12 protein-coding genes and 4 pseudogenes are annotated in these 18,679 nt (G+C 58.4%); 11 read left to right on the forward strand and 5 right to left on the reverse strand.

All coding sequences use genetic code 11. From position 1 onward, the window contains the following. Positions 1-251: 251 nt before the first annotated feature. The 10 genes and pseudogenes from P3T21_RS22245 to P3T21_RS22290 form a co-directional block, all read left to right on the forward strand. Positions 252-506, forward strand: a pseudogene (locus tag P3T21_RS22245) (IS66 family transposase); the annotation flags it as partial. Beyond that, positions 489-1,415 (forward strand): annotated as a pseudogene (locus P3T21_RS22250) (IS110 family transposase); the annotation flags it as partial. The pseudogenes P3T21_RS22245 and P3T21_RS22250, both read left to right, overlap by 18 nt. A gap of 1,205 nt (positions 1,416-2,620) precedes the next feature. Further along, on the forward strand, positions 2,621-3,796 hold the full coding sequence (locus P3T21_RS22255) for a cytochrome P450 (RefSeq protein ID WP_429258104.1): 1,176 nt from the start codon (positions 2,621-2,623) through the stop codon (positions 3,794-3,796). 35 nt (positions 3,797-3,831) lie between these two features. Beyond that, positions 3,832-4,836, forward strand: a complete 1,005-nt coding sequence (locus P3T21_RS22260) for a PDR/VanB family oxidoreductase (RefSeq protein WP_429258105.1) — start codon at positions 3,832-3,834, stop codon at positions 4,834-4,836. Between the two features lie 373 nt (positions 4,837-5,209). Then, the gene (locus P3T21_RS22265; protein ID WP_429258106.1) at positions 5,210-6,094 is read left to right on the forward strand and encodes a haloalkane dehalogenase; all 885 of its coding nucleotides are present in this window, start codon (positions 5,210-5,212) and stop codon (positions 6,092-6,094) included. 334 nt (positions 6,095-6,428) lie between these two features. Next, positions 6,429-6,665 carry an aldehyde dehydrogenase family protein gene (locus P3T21_RS22270; protein WP_429258107.1) on the forward strand — a complete coding sequence of 79 codons (237 nt, stop codon included), beginning with the start codon at positions 6,429-6,431 and terminating at the stop codon, positions 6,663-6,665. Positions 6,666-6,729: 64 nt separating this feature from the next. Then, on the forward strand, positions 6,730-7,464 hold the full coding sequence (locus P3T21_RS22275; RefSeq protein WP_429258108.1) for an SDR family oxidoreductase: 735 nt from the start codon (positions 6,730-6,732) through the stop codon (positions 7,462-7,464). Between the two features lie 292 nt (positions 7,465-7,756). After that, on the forward strand, positions 7,757-9,175 hold the full coding sequence (locus P3T21_RS22280) for an MFS transporter (protein WP_429258109.1): 1,419 nt from the start codon (positions 7,757-7,759) through the stop codon (positions 9,173-9,175). Between the two features lie 58 nt (positions 9,176-9,233). Then, positions 9,234-9,707: pseudogene (locus P3T21_RS22285) on the forward strand (transposase); the annotation flags it as partial. Positions 9,708-10,021: 314 nt separating this feature from the next. After that, a pseudogene (locus P3T21_RS22290) lies at positions 10,022-11,142 on the forward strand (IS110 family transposase). 971 nt (positions 11,143-12,113) lie between these two features. Here P3T21_RS22290 and P3T21_RS22295 read toward each other — a convergent pair. The 5 genes from P3T21_RS22295 to P3T21_RS22315 all read right to left on the reverse strand — a co-directional run bounded on the left by P3T21_RS22295 (position 12,114) and on the right by P3T21_RS22315 (position 17,011). Further along, a complete protein-coding gene (locus P3T21_RS22295; RefSeq protein WP_429258110.1) occupies positions 12,114-12,860 on the reverse strand; it encodes an SDR family NAD(P)-dependent oxidoreductase in 747 nt (248 codons plus the stop codon). 126 nt (positions 12,861-12,986) lie between these two features. Then, positions 12,987-14,201: a CaiB/BaiF CoA transferase family protein gene (locus tag P3T21_RS22300; protein ID WP_429258111.1), complete on the reverse strand. Its 1,215-nt coding sequence runs from the start codon at positions 14,199-14,201 to the stop codon at positions 12,987-12,989. Positions 14,202-14,230: 29 nt separating this feature from the next. Next, positions 14,231-15,373: a thiolase family protein gene (locus P3T21_RS22305; protein WP_429258112.1), complete on the reverse strand. Its 1,143-nt coding sequence runs from the start codon at positions 15,371-15,373 to the stop codon at positions 14,231-14,233. Beyond that, positions 15,370-15,825, reverse strand: coding sequence for a Zn-ribbon domain-containing OB-fold protein (locus tag P3T21_RS22310; RefSeq protein ID WP_429258113.1), 456 nt, complete (start codon positions 15,823-15,825; stop codon positions 15,370-15,372). Before P3T21_RS22310 ends, P3T21_RS22305 begins: the two co-directional genes overlap by 4 nt. A gap of 37 nt (positions 15,826-15,862) precedes the next feature. Continuing rightward, positions 15,863-17,011 (reverse strand): MmgE/PrpD family protein, encoded by a 1,149-nt coding sequence (locus tag P3T21_RS22315; protein ID WP_429258114.1) that lies wholly within the window; start codon positions 17,009-17,011, stop codon positions 15,863-15,865. Positions 17,012-17,710: 699 nt separating this feature from the next. Between P3T21_RS22315 and P3T21_RS22320 the strand changes: the two genes are divergently transcribed. After that, complete coding sequence (locus P3T21_RS22320; protein ID WP_429258115.1) at positions 17,711-18,565, forward strand: alpha/beta fold hydrolase; 855 nt, start codon at positions 17,711-17,713, stop codon at positions 18,563-18,565. The last annotated feature ends 114 nt before the right edge of the window (positions 18,566-18,679 follow it).

The following is an 18,679-nucleotide window of genomic DNA, read 5'->3' on the forward strand; positions in this document are numbered from 1 at the left end:
TTTGTCGGGTGTGGACTCATTTGCAGCGATCGTCCGGCAACCCGGTGTTGTTGCCTAGACAACGGACTGTGTCTCCGGGCCTGATCGCGATCCTTGGAACGATTCGGCAGTTCGACGCCTGTGTGAGATCAAGCGTTAGCGGCTCGCGCCGGCCGTTATAGACGGTGACTGAGAGAGGCGCCATAGTGATGCTCATCATTTCCGATCTGATGGGCACCACTTTGTCACAGTCTGAAGGGAAGAAGCCGGGTAGCCTGCTTGCCGAACGAGATGTCGAGATCGAACAGCTCAGGGCCCAGATCGACAAGCTCAGGCGCATGCAGTTCGGTCGCAAGCCCGAGTAGTTGCAGCGGCCGATCGAGACACTCGAGGCTCAACTCGAGGATCTGGCCGCCGGGCGCGGCGTCGCGGATGTACAGCGTGCGCAGGCCCGCTGGGCAAACGCGTCAGCGTCAAGTGCGGCGACTGGCGAAGCAGCCTCGAGGCAAGCGCTACACTCGCACGTGCGCGTGGTCGTCAGCTATGAAGCCGGGCAGGACGGATTCTGGATCCTCCGGGCGCTGTCCCACGCGGCATCGACTGTTATATGGTCGATGCCGCGAGCATTCCGGTGGAGCGCCACAAGCGGCGTGCGAAGACAGACAGGCTGGATGCTATCAGGCTGGTCACCAACCTACGCGCCTGGCTGCATGATGAGCGCGACCGCATGCGGGTGGTGCTTGCGACCCCCACGCACGACGAAGCGTTGCGCCATCTGATCCGCAATCGCGGACAGTTGCACAAGGAAGTGCCGCAACACCGCGAGCGCATGCGCAAGCTGCTTGTCACGTTGGGTTGCTGAGACAAACTCGGCCACAGGTCGTTCGCCAGGTGACTCGCAGCCGGCCAACTGACCTGTCAAGACGGTTCGCCATTGCCAGACGAGTTGCGCAAAAGGCTTATCGCGACACCGAGCGCCTCGAGCTCGCTGAACAGCAGCTCGCCGCGCTTGAGCGCACGCTTCAGGAGCGTCTGCGCTCGCCGGTGCGTGAGCGAATCATTTACCTTAGGCGCCTCAGGGGCGTCGGTCATATCGGCGCATCCCGCCTCAAGCACGAACTGTTGTGGCGCCAGTTCAACATCTGTCGCCAGCTCGGTGCATGCGTGGGACTGGTGCCGCAGCCGTACGACAGCGGCCAGAGCCGGGAGCCAGACGGGTACGCACCCAGCTCGTCCAGATGGTCTGGCGCTGGCTGCCATACCAGCTCGGCAGTGCACTGGCGAGCTGGTTCAACGAGCGTACGCAAGGCACCGGACTCGATCGCCGCGCACGCCGCATCGCGATCGTTGCGCGTGCCAGGAGGCTGGTGATTGCATTGTGGCGCGACGTGGGGGACGGCATCATTTCCGACGGAGCCCAGTTCAAGCCGGCATGAAATCGGGTACACAGTTCGCCATTCTGGAGGTTGGAGTGTGATGTGCCCGGAGGGCCGACGGGTTGCTCGACGTAACCGATAACTAGATGGGGCAGTTCTCCCGGATTGCATTGTCTGGTGCACCGCGCATAAAGGATGAGGCGGCACAACACCGGCGGATAGAAGTTGTTGAGACGCTGGTGTCTCACGCGCGCATCACCCGGCTCCAATTCAACATGATGAGTCTGGACCGCGCGGCCCCAGACTCGAAGGAATCACTCATGACCCGAACATCCCCACAAAGTTGACCGGCACTTGACAACTCACTCCTCAAAGAAGTCGTCCCTGAGCCGTTCTCCTTGTTGTCGACTGCCGATCGGTTTTCATACAGCAATTCGCGGTCACGGAATACATTCACTAGCGCAATGTCCGTGCTTGAGTTCGATGACGGGCTTTGTTTGCGGGTGATCCCATTTGATCTGGAAGCTTGCCGCTTCATCGGCTTGGAGCAGACCAATCTCCCGTTAAAACAGGCGAATACCGCAAAGGCAAATCCCGAGCGAACTGGATTGCAGCCGGGCCGGTGATTTCGAGGCGCGGTCGTCGGAGGAGTGTGCCCAGTCGACGGAGCCGGATCAGCAGCGGTTATCCCCGGCGCTGCGGGTGGTCCATCTTTTGGCACGGTCGAGGCCGGAGCGGGCATGAGTGAAATTTTCAACTCGTTGGCAAACCGTGCTTCTTTTAGGCCTAGGGCCCTACCACCGTGACGCCGGCGTCTATGTTGAGTTGACGCCGGTAATGCTGGCGGTGTCAAACGTTCCTGACAATCGAAGCTTTGCCCCTCGCACTACATCCGAAAGATTGGTGTGCATATCACTGGTGCCGAGTATGAGAGCCCTTGACAATGCCCGTTGGACTAGCTACATTAATTCCATTGTACGCAATAGAATTCCGGTCAACGGAATATTGTGTTCGAATTGAAAGACGAGCTGTGGAGCCCAATACGAATTGCATCGATCACGCGCCTGCCGTGCAGCAAGAAATGCTTTCAATCGACGACGGAGTGCGGCATTCCCGATATGGGCCGGCCGGTGGCAAGGCGCCTGCAATTCGTGATTTTTTATAAACGCTTGGCGTAAAAATTTCCGTTGTCAGGCGTCCCAGAAACCCAGGACTTTTTTTAAAAAGCGCCCAAGGGCCCGAACAATTCACAAGGAGACAAAACCGTGAACAACGCCAGTCCAACTTACGATGTCGATCTCTATAGCGACGAAGTCCACCTGAACCCTTTTCCTCACTTCAAGAAGTTGCGGGACATCGGTGCTGCAGTATGGCTTCCGCGGCACGAAGCGTGGGCAATCCCACGCTACAAGGAAGTGAAGGAATGTCTACGGAATGCGGACGTCTTCATCTCGGGACAAGGCATTGCGTTGAATGACAGATTCAACACAATCATGCGCGGTAACGCAGTGACTAGCGACGGCGAACTGCACACCAAGCTGCGCAAGATCATGGGTAAACCAATGCTGCCAGGCGCGCTTTCCGCCATCACCGAGCGGGTTCAGACGACCGCAGACGCCCTGTCGGAGCAGTTGGTCGCGCGTCGCAGCTTTGATGGCGTCACAGATCTGGCTCATCACCTGCCGATGTCGTTGGTCACAGAATTCGTTGGCCTGTCCGATGAGGGGTGTGATCACATGCTCGAATGGGCTGCTGCCGCGTTCGATTCGATCGGTCCGATGAACGACCGCGCGCATGCCGCACAGGACAGAATTAGCGAAATGGCGGCGTATATCGATCACTGTGTCGCCACTCGGGCTGTGCGACCAGGCAGTTGGGGCGATGACATCTTTCAAGCGGTCGATAGCGGTGAAATCTCGCCAGAAAAAGCTGGCCACCTGCTGATGGACTACATTATTCCGTCGCTCGACTCGACCATCAATGTCACGTCAACGCTGATACTCCATTTTGCACGGTCTCCCGAGCAATATGAACTGGTGCGTAACGACCCTTCGTTGATCCGCAATGCGATCAATGAAGCAGTCCGCATCGACTCGCCGCTCAGGCAATTCTCTCGGCTGGTCGTTCGCGACGTCGAAGTCGACGGTATCACCCTGAAAGCCAACTCACGGGCGCTGGTGATGTTCTCGTCGGCCAACCACGACGAGCGCAAATTTCAGGATCCAGAGCGGTTCGACGTACGCCGGAACGTGGGCGATCATTTGGGCTTCGGCCACGGTGTCCATCAATGTGCAGGCATGCACCTGGCGCAACTCGAAATCGGCTGTTTGCTGAAGGCACTGATTCCGAAAATCCAGCGCTTCGAACTTGTTGGCGAACCCAGGTACAGTGTCAACAACGTCCTTCGCGGATTGTCCTCTCTCCCCGTCACGGTGCATTGAGCGATGAACCACGATTTCATCGGGAGTGCACAACCATGCTAGCCCGTACCCTTTCCAATTCCGATGAGGCGATGGCAACGAGGACGATGATGGAAGTACGCGTAGCGCGCAAGATCTTCGAAGCGCAGGATATTTGCACGTTCGAACTTGTCGATCCCTCGGGTGGCCCGTTGCCACATTTCAGTGCGGGGTCGCACATTGATGTCGAAGTCACCCCAGGTATCGTGCGACAGTACTCTTTATGCAACGACGCTAGGGAGGGACACCGGTATCTCATTGGCGTTCTGCGGGATCCCAACACTCGGGGAGGGTCGGCCCGGTTGCACGATCACGTATCCGAAGGGAGTGTGGTCCGGATCAGCGAACCCCGCAATCACTTTCCGTTAGTGCACGGCGCTGAGCGCAGCCTCTTAATCGCCGGCGGAATCGGCGTCACACCGATCCTCTGCATGGCGGAGCAGCTCGCTGAGGCAGGGGCTGACTTTGAGATGCATTACTGCACGCGTTCGAAGGCACGGACAGCGTTTCATGAACGTATCCTGGACAGCCGGTTCGCGGACAAGGTGCACTTCCACTACGACGACGGGGACCCTCAGCAGAAGGTTGCTATTCCGGCGCTGCTCGCAACGCCGGACTCCCAAACTCACCTGTATGTCTGCGGACCGGGCGGATTTCTCGACCTCGTGATCTCCACCGCCAAGGCCAACGGTTGGGCGAGTTCCAACGTCCATTTTGAATACTTCGCTGGCAAGGAGGTTGATGCGTCCTCCGACGTGAGTTTTCAGGTCAAGATTGCCAGCACCGGCAAGGTGATTCCGGTGAGAACGGACCAATCGGTGACCGCAGCACTGCTGGCCAGCGGGATTGAAATTCCTATGTCGTGTGAGTCGGGGGTGTGCGGGACATGTGCCACACGCGTGCTCGATGGCGAAATCGATCACCGCGACGTGTACTTCACCGACGATGAGAAGGCGCGTAACGATCAGTTCACTCCTTGCTGTTCACGCGCAAAATCAGACTTGCTCGTGCTTGACCTCTGAAAGCACGGAAAAAGTTGTAGCACGAATGAGAAAAAATCTGAATTTCGCGCTGCCCATGACCGTTCAGACATCGAAGTGCTGCATGAATCAGAAGCGCGAATACGACGCCAAAGCCGATGCCAATTCGCCCCGGTGTAGTGGCGTAGTGTGGCAAGCCCTGTACGAGATGATATGAACGGAGGCTGTCGTGTATTGCAGGAGTAATAGTGTCGGTGCCGAGAGTACAGACGGCCAGCAGCGGCGTCCATGCGAGTTTCGCGCGTGCCGTTGCGCGTCTGGCGGCGGGCGACGGCCCAACTCGGTGGTTCCTGGAAGTGTCGACGCAAAGCATGTCTTTGCGCCCGTTTGAAAAACCTCATCATGGAGCTCCCAAATGTTCTCGACTGACGAGCAACCCAAACGTTTTTGCGAAGTTCATGGAAAAAAGATGGCGTACGTCGACGTAGGCGACGGACGGCCAGTCGTTTTTCTCCATGGAAACCCAACGTCCTCTTATATATGGAGAAACGTGATACCCCACGTGGCACCGTACGCACGCTGCGTCGCGCTGGACCTTATCGGCATGGGAGACTCCGAAAAACTCGACGAGGGCGGCCCTGATCGATACAGTTTTGTGGAGCACCGGCGTTTTCTTGACACGTTTCTGGAAAGCATCGACGTTACCCATGACGTGGTCATGGTGGCGCAAGATTGGGGTGCCGCGCTTGCCATGGACTGGGCACGGAGACATGCCGGAGAAATACGCGGCATCGCTTACATGGAGACCTTGGTGCGCACCAGGACATGGGACGAAATGGATCCGATCGTCCGCAGCACGTTCGAAAGATTGCGGTCTTCGGACGGTGAAGAAATGGCATTGCAGGACAACGTCTTTATCGAAAAGCTACTTCCCGCCCGCATTATCCGCAAACTTACGGAAGTCGAAATGGATATCTACAGGCGGCCCTATCTTCGCGCCGGGGAAGATCGGCTGCCGACGCTGACATTTCCACGTGAGATCCCGGTTGACGGGAAACCCGAGCAGGTGGCCCAGATTGTTACCGACTACTCGCGATGGATGGCCGAGACGGATGTTCCGAAGCTTTTCATTAACGGCGAACCGGGTGGTGCCCTGGTCGGCGAAATGCGGGAGCTGTGTCGCACCTGGAAAAACCAGGAGGAAGTAACCGTTCCGGGCAGCCACTTCCTGCAGGAAGATTCGCCTCACGAGATCGGGGTCGCCATAGCAGAGTGGCTGCTGAAATTGCCTTTGAGGTAAGACCTTTGTCGATGCTTTTCTCGCTGCGACAATCGTGACGTCGTTCTCGCGGTAATGCCTTCCAGCAATAGCTGGATCTTTTCGAGGTCGTTCATGTGGCGTTAGATTTTCTCGGCTTCTTCGATTAGCTTGAATACCAGACCCAGGAAGGAAGGTCGCGACACCAATTGCGGGTACGCGTAGTACGGTGGTCGTCTGATCGCTTTGGAGAAAAGGCATCATGACGGTTGCCACGCTCGGCTGGTCGGTTTTCTGCAGCCTGCCGATGCTGTTTACCATTCGATGATTCTTCGGGACGGGCAAGGGGTCGTCCTGCTCGACGGCCAACAAGGTAATGAGCAATTGGTTTTCCCGGCGGGAGCTTGCGACGGCCGTGGGACTCGCGAACGCCGGTCAGCCACTGGGCGCAGCGCTCGCCGGTCCGATAGTCGGAATAATTGGTTTGAATGATGTGCCGAGTCATCCGCCGGAGGTGCCATTCGGAGGATGGAAGGAAAGCGGTTATGGCACCGAAGGCAGTATCGAGATCCTCGCGCCGTACCAGAAGACGAAGTTTGTGAACTCGCGTTAAAGCGTGAGGCGCTGCATACGCAGCGTCTCGTCGATGCGATCCTTCTCTTTTTAGGAAATACATTATGTTATTTGTAGATAGAGTTTTTCTCGTGACCGGTGCCGCACGTGGCATTGGCGCTGCGATCACCACACGGCTGCTCGACGAAGGCGCCAAAGTTGTGGCGATGGACCGCAATGACTTGCCTGCCGATAGCCCGTGGCCCGACTTGTCAAATTTTCATTTTTTCCAAGGCGATGTCAGCCGCGCGGATGATGTGCGTGCCGTGCTGCGTCTGGCCGAAACATCGTTTGGCGGAATCGATGTGATTGTCAACAACGCAGGTATCGCGCAGCCGAAGGGCGATCTTCTTGATACGGACGAGGTCGAGTTCGATCGATTGATGGCCGTCAACGTCAAGAGTATTTTCTTATTTGCAAAATATGGCGTACCGATCCTCGAGAAGTCGTCTCACCCATCGATCGTCAACGTGGGCTCGGCGATCGGCTTGCGGCCTCGACCACAATTGACCTGGTACAGCAGTAGTAAGGGTGCGGTTAACATCATGACAAAGGCGCTCGCGATCGAACTCGCGCCGCGCCGGATTCGCGTCAACGCGGTATGTCCGGTGGGGACTGAGACGGATATGTTGAAGACGCTCGCTGGGGGCGAAGATTTTCAACCGTTGCTGGCCAGCATACCGCTGGGCCGACTTGCCCGTGCGCAAGATGTGTCGTCGGCCGTGGTGTTTCTTGCTTCCGACGAAGCGTCGTTCCTGACGGGGGTTAATCTGCCCATCGACGGCGGCCGTTCTATCTGAAGCAATACCCGTAGAGCGCGACTGCCGATCGTTTTTCTTGTAGCAAGGATGTCGTGATCAAATTAAGTGATCCCCGGCAAGACCGGGGCTTATTGCGTTAGAGATGGAGGACACTTCCTGGACGTTTGGGCAATGTTCGAAGCGAACGTGGGGACGAACGCAGCCTAAACCAGGCCATATATCATTACGTAACTGATTCGCCGTCTATAGAAGTTTGCACAGAAATTAAAAGGATTTACGTCGTCAACAATTTCAAAAGCCATGTACCCTACTATAACGAAGGAGACAAGCGATGGGATGCATAAACGTGCATGAGGTGGTCGACAAAGCAAAGTTCAATAGCTTTCACGCCAAGGTCCTAACCTGGTGCCTGCTGTTAATGTGTATCGATGGCTATGACATCGTTGTGACTGGCGCCGCACTGCCATCTATCATGAAAGACATGAGCGTCGAGCCATCGACGGCGGGCTTCATGGTGAGTTCGGTATTTTTTGGGATGATGTTTGGCGCAATGCTCCTTGGCTCCCTTTCGGACAAAATCGGCCGCCGTCGGACGATTTCTATTTGTGTTTTTCTGTACAGCGTCTTCACAGCCGCAGCTGGGCTAACTCACGATCCCGTCACATTTAGTGGGGCGCGGTTCATTGCCGGCCTTGGAATCGGAGGTGTTATTCCAAACATCGTTGCACAGATGACCGAATATTCACCACGACGGATTCGTAGCCTCTTGACGACAATGATGTTCTCCGGATACTCAATTGGCGGTATTCTGGCCGCCATGCTCGGCAAACAGTTCATTGCAGAGTTCGGTTGGCAGATCGTATTCTTTGCCGCGGGCACTCCAGTGATTCTGATCCCATTCATGTTGAAGTCAATGCCAGAGTCCTTGCCATTCCTGATTTCACGCAAGGACGATACTCATTTGCGAGGGATCGTCGGCCGTATCCATCCGCAGGGCATATTAAAATCCGATGACACTTTCCTACGGCCGCATCAAGACCGAGCCGCAAGGGTCCCTGTGGTAAAACTCTTCGAGGGCGGCCGCGGTGTAAGCACAATCATGTTTTGGATCGCGTGCTTCGCCGGATTGTTCATGGTTTACGCACTTAGCACCTGGCTGACTAAGCTGATGGCGATGTCAGGCTACAGCCTTGGTTCGGCGCTGAATTTCTTGGTGGCACTGAATGTCGGCGCGATAATTGGCGCTATAGGAGGAGGGTGGCTTGCTGATCGTTTTCACATCAAATGGGTTTTGGTGTGTATGTATGCGCTTGGTGGTGTCTTCCTGTACGCGATGACCTTCAAGACTCCGATCGAAATGCGATACGCAATCGTTGCTATCGTGGGCGCATGCACCACCGGTGCGCAACTAATAGCTTTTACCTACTGCGGGCAGTTCTACCCTGCGCCTATCCGCTCAACGGGAGTTGGCATGGCACTAGGAATCGGGCGTTTGGGCGCCATCGCGGCTCCTGTGTTGATCGGTCTGATCGTCTCGCTGAAGCTACCCTTGGAGCTGAACTTCCTCGCGATCGGAGTGGCCGGCATCATGGGAGCATTGGCGCTAGCCTGTATTAACCACCGTCTGCCCATGTCCGGGCAGGCCACGCTAATCACACCACAATCTCCCATGGCTGCTGGTGCCGATTCCTCACCGGCCTCGCGCATCGAGGGATACGAGCTTATTTCGAAGGACGCGAGCCCACGCTGAAGAGACTCGCCGCTGCCTAAGTTTCCAGTGTCACTCCAAAATTAAGTGCAAAAGAAGCGCCCGAGACGATGAGCGCAGTCGACGGCTTAGGCATCTCCGCGGCATTGGCCCGACCACCGCGAGCGCTTTGCTTGCGAGTCTCGGCGCCGGACACGACTTCACAAACGGCCGCCGGGTGGCCATATGGATAGGCCTCACGCCAAGCCGGTACAGCAGCGGAGGTAAGGAACGGCTGGGCGCCATCACGAAGGCGGGAGATGCGGACCTACGCAATCTGCTGATACTCGGAGCTCGCTCGGTGATGGCGAGCCTGGGCGACAAGCAGGACCGTTTCAGCCGCTGGGTGAGAAGTCTCGTCGAGCGTCGCGGCTACTGGCGGACAGCTGTCGCCATCGCCGCGAAGAATGCGTGCATGGCGTGGGCGACTCTCAAGTACGGCGACGCTTCAAATACGTACCGGCGACCGCATGAGCGAACACTACGCCCGATAGGCAAACAGCCCGAGGCACCACAGCAACCACGAGGGGATTGACGATCACTTTGCACTGCCGGCGGTGATGTGAAGCGGGTTGGACATGACCGGTTGTAGTACAGCAGTCCTTCACCTTCTCACGCACGCCGAAGCGGCATTGCAGCAAGTATCCACATCGAACTTCGATTGAGCTTGTGCTCAAAGGGGGAAGCCCTTGTAGTTCTTCTGGGGTGGGAAATCACCAAGGCGATGAGCAACGGTTGTAACGTCGATCGCTTGATCCTGAATTGGTAAAGGACTTGCCCGGCCAGCGGAGCACCAGCCTCAGGTGCGATCATAGGGCCGCTGAACAACCTTCCGCCAAGGAGGAAGTCATGGACACGATCACCCGGGTCGGCGTTGATCTCGCCAAGAATGTCATCCAGATCCACGCGGTCGATGCCGCCGAGCGCGTCGTCGCCCGCAGGGCGATTGCGCGGAACCGGCTCCTGTGCTGGTTTGTCAATCTCAAGCCGTGCCTGATCGCAATGGAAGCCTGCAGCGCCGCCCACTACTGGGCCCGCAAACTCCGCGCGCTCGGACACGAGGTCCGCCTGATTCCACCCCAGTTTGTGGTGCCCTACCGCAAGGGCGGAGCGCGCGTGAAGAATGACGCGCGCGACGCCGAAGCCATCTGCGAAGCCGCGAGCCGGCCGCAGATGCGTTTCGTGCCCGTCAAGTCACCCGCCCAGCAAAGCGTGCTCGTGCTTCACCGGATGCGTACCGGCTATGTCGAGGAGCGCACCGCGCTCATCAACCGGTTGCGGGGACTGCTCGCCGAGTTCGGCGTGTTCTTCCCGCAGCGCATCAACCAGTTGCACAAATACTTCGTCGACTGCGTCGAAGACGGCAGCAACGAACTCGCCGGACCCGCGCGCGAGGCGCTCATGCGCGCGTGGGCCCAATGGCAGGCGCTCGATCAGGAAATCGCCTGGGTGTCTGGCGCGATCCGTCGCAGCCATGAATCGAAGAAACGGGTGCGATCGGCTACTGCATTCCGTCAGTGGAATCGAATTCGGCTGCGCAGGCAGTCGAGGGTATTGTTCGCTCACTTGACACCGGGCTCGCCAATGGGTGTCGCCGCCCAATCCGTGGCGTCGGACCGATGATCGCAACCGCCGCCATCGCTGCAGCAGGCAGCGCCACGGAGTTCTCAAATGGCAGACAGTTTGCGGCATGGCTCGGCCTGACACCGCGTCAGCACTCGTCAGGCGGCAAGGAGCGCCTGTTTGGCATCACGAAGCGGGGCAACGGGTATCGGAGAATGCTTCTGGTACACGGTGCCAGGTCGGTCGTCCAGCAGGCTGTGAAGCATACCGACACACTCTGGCGATGGATACTCGAGGTCCAGGCAAGACGGGGCACAAATGTCGCCGTCGCGGCACTCGCCAACAAGATAGCCAGGACGATCTGGGTATTACTTGCACGCGAGCGCGAATACGCACCTCCCGTATGACCAACGCGCTGGTCGTCCGGTTGCAATAATTCTATTCCTTCATCGGTTGCACAAGTGATTTGACTCAATGGCAAACAGGTCGGACCGTCGGCGACAAAACCTGCGCAGACTTAGGGCTCCCGAAGCCGTGGATATATGAAGGAGTCGCCGGGCGAAATCCATTGGGGCCAGGCACTCGCGTGCCGCAAACAGGCCGAATGTATATATGCAATCCAGCACCTGTTGTGCGCGGCACCGTGTCGGTAGTCCTTCCACCGGAACAGGACGTTTGGTCGGCAAGTCGGTTGCGGCGGCAACGGCTTGAGCGAAGCTAAGCGCTCCTTGCGATCGCGGGGGCGCTACATTAACAATGGAACAAAGCTTTGTGCGAGTTTTAATCTTCTTGAGTGATCAAGCCCAGGATCATGTTTCAGGGCGGAATTGCGGCGCTGTTAGGCGGCTCACGAAGAAGGTTCGTGTATCGGTGGAAGGCGCGGGGACTTAAAGATCACTAAGTCTTCCCTCGGGACATGCAGTTCCCGCTCCCCTATGGGCGCTTGAGGCCTCGTGAAACGAAATATAACGATTAGCCCATGGCACCTCGCGACGACTTGGCCATGTGATCGTCCATGATTGGACGGCAACCGAGATCCTTGCGCTACGCATGCGGCGCACCGACACAAGCAAGCGCGCTTTATTCAAGATCAAGTGCTGCCCGCGAAACCCCGATCGATAGCCCGTCTCGCGACGCGCCACTACTCAGCTCAAAAAGCGCGACGTAATTCATCCAGCGATCGTTTATTGCGTGTGAAAAACTTATTGAAACGTCTCCCTATCATGGACTGCACGTGGCATTCTCGCTGCGCTACTATCTGAATCGGGTAGCTGCTTAAACCGCGGGCGTCCACGACTTCCGACCGACCTCACCCTCTGGCTGATTGATTACTTTGCATGGACGAGAACTAAACCGAACGAGGATGTTGCTCCATGGGCTAAGGCCCCATCACTGTGACGCCAGCGTCTATCTTGAGTGTGACACCGGTAATGCTAGCGGCGTCATTCGAGGCCAGAAACAAGGCTGCGGCCGCGACTTCTTCGACGCTTGCGAGGTGCTTCAGAGGCGTACGCGCACGACGGTCGGCCCAACCTTGGGCATCGATTACCGAACTGGCGCCGGGTGTGTCCACCGGACCAGGCGCGATGGCGTTCACGCGCACTCCATACTCTCCCAACTCAACGGCCTGTTGACGTGTCAGCGCATCAATTGCGCCCTTGATCGCGGTATAAACGGCGCCGTTGCGAATAGAAAGGGATACCGCGACGGATGAAAGGTTGATCACGCTTCCGCGTCGCTTGATCATGTGGGGAGTTGCGGCCTGTAATGACCAGAGGACGCCTTTGATGCCGACCGACAACATTCGGTCGACCTCGACTTCCGGCATATCAACCAACGGTGCGTAATGGAACTTCACGGCATTGTTCACCAAGATGTCGAGCCCGCCGTGCAGTTCGCAGAAACCGTCTACGGCGGCCTTCACAGCAAGGCGATCGGTTACATCGCAGACGACTGGAACTCCTCTTCCTGTGGGCAAGCTTCGCGCTGCGTTTTCGAGTAGAGGCGCATTGATATCGGCCATCGCGACCACGGCGCCCTCAGCCGCGAATGCCTTGGCCATAGCGAGGCCAATGCCGCCACCTGCTCCCGTCACAAACGCCGTCTTACCTGCCAGCTTGGACATCTTTCCTCCGTTGATCGTTGTATCTCAAATACGATAGCGCTCGCACATCCGAAGTTACCACGGCGAACCTCGGCCGAGATCAATATCGACTAGACTGAAAGAGAATGTGGACCCGCCACATCCTCTTCAGCGCGACCGCAACGCTTGGCTCTCGACAAGTGCGCAAATCTCCTCCTTATCCGCACCGAGCCAACGATGCAATACCTTCTCATTGTCGCCGCCCAGTGACGGTGGGTATCCGTGCTGCATCGGCGTCGAGCCCGGAAATTTGATCGGATTGCCGACGACTTCGACGGATTGTCCATGCCCGTCTGAAATGGGAATGATCATCTCTCGTCCGGCTCGACGTGCGTCGTCCAACGCTTCGGGTACGGTTCGGATCAAGGCCACCGGCACACCGTTTTCGGCAAGCGGCGTGATCCAGTCCGCTGCGCCGCGTTGTCGGAAGGCTGCTTCGAGCAATTCCCATAGCGCTTCGCGGTTGGCTAGACGCTGCGCACCGTCGGCGAAGCGGGCATCCCGAGTGAGTTCAGGCAAGCCGAGCACCTCGCACAATCCTCGCCACATCCGCTCAGTGTTGGCGGTCACGACCAGCTCGCGTCCGTCCGCCCCGACAAAGGAACGATAGGTCGGAATCGAGTCATGGCGCGCGGCCTGTGGCTGCGGCGTGATGCCGGCAAGCAGGGCATAGGTGCTTTGATAGGAAAGCATCGCGAGCTGGCAATCGAGCATCGAGATATCGATTATCCGGCCGGCACCACTACGTTCGCGATCGGCGAGCGCCGCGTTGATCGCAATGGTGGCATACATCCCAGCGACCATGTCGCCCGCCGGGATGCCCAAACGCACGCTCGGGCGCCCTGGTTCGCCAGTCAGGCTCATGACGCCGGACAGAGCTTGCACGATCATGTCATACGCCGGCTTGTCTCGCCACGGCCCGCTTTGGCCGAAGCCGCTGATGGAGGCCCAGATCAGGCGCGGTGTTGTCTCGCGCAAGGCGTCGATATCGAGGCCGATTCGAGCCGCGACGCCGGGGCGAAAATTTTCAACCACCACATCTGACTGAGCTATGAGGCGCTTGACGAGAGCGAGCCCATCGGCCTGCTTCAGGTCGACTGCGACGCTTTCTTTACTGCGATTGGTGCTCATGAAGTACGCGCTGTCGTCACCGACAAAGTAAGGTGGGATCGCGCGACTGGAGTCGCCATCGGGCGCCTCGACCTTGACCACTTCCGCGCCCAGATCCGCGAGGATTTGCGTGCAGAACGGTCCGGAGAGGAACGTCGTAAGATCAAGAACCCGATAGCCTTTCAGTGGGGCGGCGTTGTTCTGGACTTTCATGGGTGCGTTTCTTGGTTTACCGGAGGACTTCAAGCTCTTTCGTACAGGTGAATGGTGCAGGCACCGTGGTCGAGAGCAGCGATTCCGCCGCCGGTCACGTGGCTGAGGCCGAGACGCGCATTCCCCACCTGACGTGCACCAGCCTGGCCAGTAAGTTGCCAATACATCTCCACCGCTTGCGCGACGCCGCTCGCCCCAACCGGATGTCCCTTGGAGAGCAGCCCACCGCTTGGATTAACGACAACGTCGCCGCCGTATGTGGTCCGGCCTGCGCGCAGATAGGCGGCCGAGGCGCCCGCTTCGCACAACCCCAAAGCCTCGTAGTACACCAGTTCCGCGATCGAGAATGAATCGTGCAATTCGATGACGTCGAGATCCCGCGGGCCGAATCCCGCCGCCTCGTAGGCTTCCGCGGCAGAGTGATAACTGATCTCCGGTCGCAGCATGTCGCGAAAGCCCCAGATCGCTGAACCGGAGTGGAGTATCGACGCAGCAATCCGAATTGCGGGACGTGCCAGCTTGCGCCGCGTCGCATCGGATACTACGAGCACGGCGGCCGCGCCGTCGCCGGTCGGACAACACTGTAGCAAGGTCAGCGGATCGGCAATCGGGCGCGAGCTAATCACGTCTTCGACGCTTACCTCTCTGCGGAATTGGGCATACGGATTGCGCGCGCCGTGACGTCTCGCCTTGACGCTCACCTCGGCGAGGTCTTGGATCGATGCATCCCGTTCGTGCAAGTAGCGGCGGGCACGCATGGCGTACACGGCCGGCATCACCATGCCTTGCTGGACTTCAGGATCCTCAAGCACCAGTGGCAAAGTACCCCCACCAAACTGCGTGAGCTTGTCAACGCCGATTACAAGCACGACTTCGTGCCTGCCCTCGAGCACGTCTTTCCACGCGAGATGCAATGCCGACGCGCCGCCCGAGCATGCGTTGTCCACGTTGATGACGGGCACTGAGCTGATGCCGACTTCCTTGACAATGCGTTGGCCAGTTAGCATGCCGCCGTAGGTATGCCCGCATACGACCGCCTGCACATCTTGTGGGCGAATCCCAGCGGAAACCATCGCGTTTAAGACGGCGGGTACAGCCAGGCCCGAATAGCTGGATTCACGATATTTGCCCATCGGAATCATTGCGGCGCCCACGATGTAAGCGTTGCTCATGCTGATACTCCGTCCTGTTGGCCGACAAGCGGGACCACAAACCAACGGTCGCCTTCGGCGCGCAGTTCTACGGGTATATCGCAGGACAGTTCCCCTTTCAAGGCTGCCGGCGATTCGACATTGGCCAGGACGCGCACGCCCTCGGGAAAATCGACATAGCCGATGGCGTAGGGCGTCGCCCGCGTTGACGACACGTGCACCGAGGAATAGGAATACAGCGTGCCATGCGGACCGAACAGCGTTGGCCTCATATCGCGGGCACCGGTCTGTGGGCAGACGTCACGTTCAGGAAAGGCTTTATATCCCGAGGAGCGACTGACGCTTCCCTTGAGCAGGACAATGCCGTCCTGCTTGATGAACTGGGCTGGTTTCGGTTCCTCTAGATCTTTGAAAGGCAGGGCATCGTTAGCGTAGGCCGCGCCCGACGTCCTGGTGGATTCCATGTTTGGCATTTCGCCTCCTTTTAACTGCGTTGAGATTGTTCGCTAGTCAGACCGAGCCAACGACTGAGATCATGTTTGAGCGTCGCGCCCGCGTCGTGCGACTGACCGAGACAGTTGGGAACCTGCGCGTCGAGTTGCTTATCAGCGAACGGCGCCGAGGGTGAGCCTGGAAATGCCTCGACCGTGGCTTGCGCCAGCGCCGCGCCCCGGAGATGTCGGTTCGTTCCAGGCAGCTGTCATCGAAATGTCGCTGGCCGACCTGGCCATCCACTATCGCGACCGCGAGGAGGTAGTCGGCAGAGAACCTTGCCTCATTGCCATTGGTCGGCGGTCGGGTAAGCAGTGGCAGCAAGGTGCCGGTGCGCACGGTCACAGCGAGCGAGGCGAAAGGCTTCCCCGACAGTTGACGTCGTATCTCAAGCACCGTGGCGATCAGACGGTGACCCCCGTAACAGCGTGGAAAAGCTTTGCGCGAGACGTTGACCGTCGGCGGATCCTGCCAGGGTAACGGCGAATCCGATCGGCCGCCGTACAGTACCTCAAGGCCCTTCTCGCCAAAGGGGGACTGTGAGGCAGTGATGCCCTGCCGGGCCCGTAAGGCGGAACGTAGGCCGGCGGCGCTCGTGATACCCGCGTGCACGGGTTTGGCCATCGAACCAAAGCTTTTCTGCGTGCCGGCCGCCTGGCACAGCGCAAGGGCAAGCGCGCGTTCAATCGACATTTGCGGCGCGCGCCACATGCGCATCACAGCTGCAGCGACGGCGACTGGCCCGATTGTGCTGGTCGCATGCCAGCCTGCTGAGTAGTGGCCAGGGCCAAGCGCCTGGCCCACGAGATCGGCGACCCTCAGGCCTGCGAGATAAGCCGCTGCCATGTCCGGATGGGGGCGGCGTTCGGCGGCGACGAGCAACGCGGGCACGATAACGGCGCTCGCATGCACGATGCTGGAAAGTTGCACGTCGTCATAGTCCAGCGCGTGAGCAGCGGTGGCTTCCACGAACGCGCGATGCTCGAGGGATACCGGTGCATCGCCATACAGGGAGTCGAGCTTGCGCGCCACCACTTCGTGGCGACCAGCGGTGGCGACGGCCATGGTGTCCAGGAGGCTGCGTGCAACCTCCTGGTGTGTCACCGGCTGTCCATCTACGGATATGGACGCCACGGCATGGGCTAATCGCTGCAAGTCAAGTGGCATGAATCCGGGTCTCCGAAGCTGTATATCTGCTGGTTATGCCGGCGTGGGCAGAGAAAGAGCCGGGACGGCCGGATGGCATTGTGGCTGGGCCATCCGTTCGGTAACAGAAACTGCTTATCTTGCGCTGCCAATGTTAATTCCGGTTAACGGAATTAGATTCCGTTGGTGTGAAATAATACTTTGGCCAGAGGATCCTGACAAGTGAAGTTTGCCGCCCGAAGCGCATTCAAGAATCACGACGAGTGCGGTCTGCGTTGCGTTAGAAAGCGCTTGACACCGTCAGTCTGAGTAGATACCGTTATTCCATTGAGCGTTATCGTATTCCGTTTAGCGGAATTTATAGCATCCCCGAAAGCGAACATCGGAGTGCGTTCCGTAGCACAACGCCTCGGCACAAAGTCCATTGCAAATCGCACGACCTTGTATTCACCATGCAGCAGGACATACTTTTAACCGACGACGGCGCGCGCCTGCATTACCGGGATATTCGATCGAGGGCCGCTGGTGGAGAGGAGCCGGTTTTCATGCTGCATTCGCTCTTTTTTATGGATCGATGTTCGATGACGTGTGCGCGCTGCTGTCGACCGGGAGCGCCACAGGTGCCACATCGGCTCGTAATCGAAGACGCAGGTCATACGCCGATGGTCGAAAGCCTCGTTGAGGTCGCGAGCGAATTACTGCGGTTCTGGAGTACATCAAATGTTTACTGATAATCCATCGGATTCCATCGTTCAACTTCGCCACTCCGCCACCCCGTGGCGAGACATTGGCACAGGTCAGCTCGGAACCGTCCTTGCGCTGCATTCTTTGGGCCTTGACCGGCGTGCGTTCGACTTGCTGCGCCAGCAGCTTGCGCCCGGCTGGCGCATCGTTAGTTATGATCTGCTGGCGCACGGTAGTGCCACGTTGAGCATGAGTGCAGCGCTCGCCTTCGAAGACTGGGTTGACGATGCGCTCGCGGCGCTCGCTCGCTTCGATGGGCAGCGCGTGCACGTGCTAGGCCATTCTCTCGGGGGCAGCATTGCCGCCGCGGCAGTATCCCGGCGCCCGGAACTTGTCGCCTCGCTTACGCTCGTCACTACGCCACCTCATGGATTCGCCGAGTTCAAGAATCGGGCGCACGCTGCGCTTGCCGGTGGCATAGAAGGCGTGCTGGACGACACTCTACAACGGTGGTTCGGCGGCACGAATTCGAGCAAGGCGGTGCTCGACTATGCGCGCGAGTGTCTGATGGCGATGTCACCTGAGGAATGGGCTGCGGCCTGGACGGCTTTTGCCCAGTTCGATGGCTATCGCGAACTGGCACAGTTTCTTCCTCCGACGCTTGCGGTTGCAGGCAGCATCGATTTATCGACACCCCCTGCGGCCATGCGACAGATCGTGCAAGCTTTCGTCGAGGCGAAGGCCGGGCAGAATATCCAGTTCGCGGAGATCTCGAATGCGGGGCATATGGTAGCGCTCACCACGCCGGGCCAACTCGCTTCTCTCCTCACACGGCATTGGGAGTCCTCGGGTTCGCACGAACCTGCGCCGAACGCGGAGGGCTCTCGATAGCATCATGAGCCTGATTTTTGGCCGCGGGCATGAGGCAATACAGTTGCTTCGCCGCACTTTTAGCGCCCGGAAGAAGACCACTCTTTGAGCTCATGCGCGCCATTTCAACTTCCG

The sequence above is a fragment of the Paraburkholderia sp. GAS334 genome (assembly GCF_050436625.1).
Lineage (GTDB): Bacteria > Pseudomonadota > Gammaproteobacteria > Burkholderiales > Burkholderiaceae > Paraburkholderia.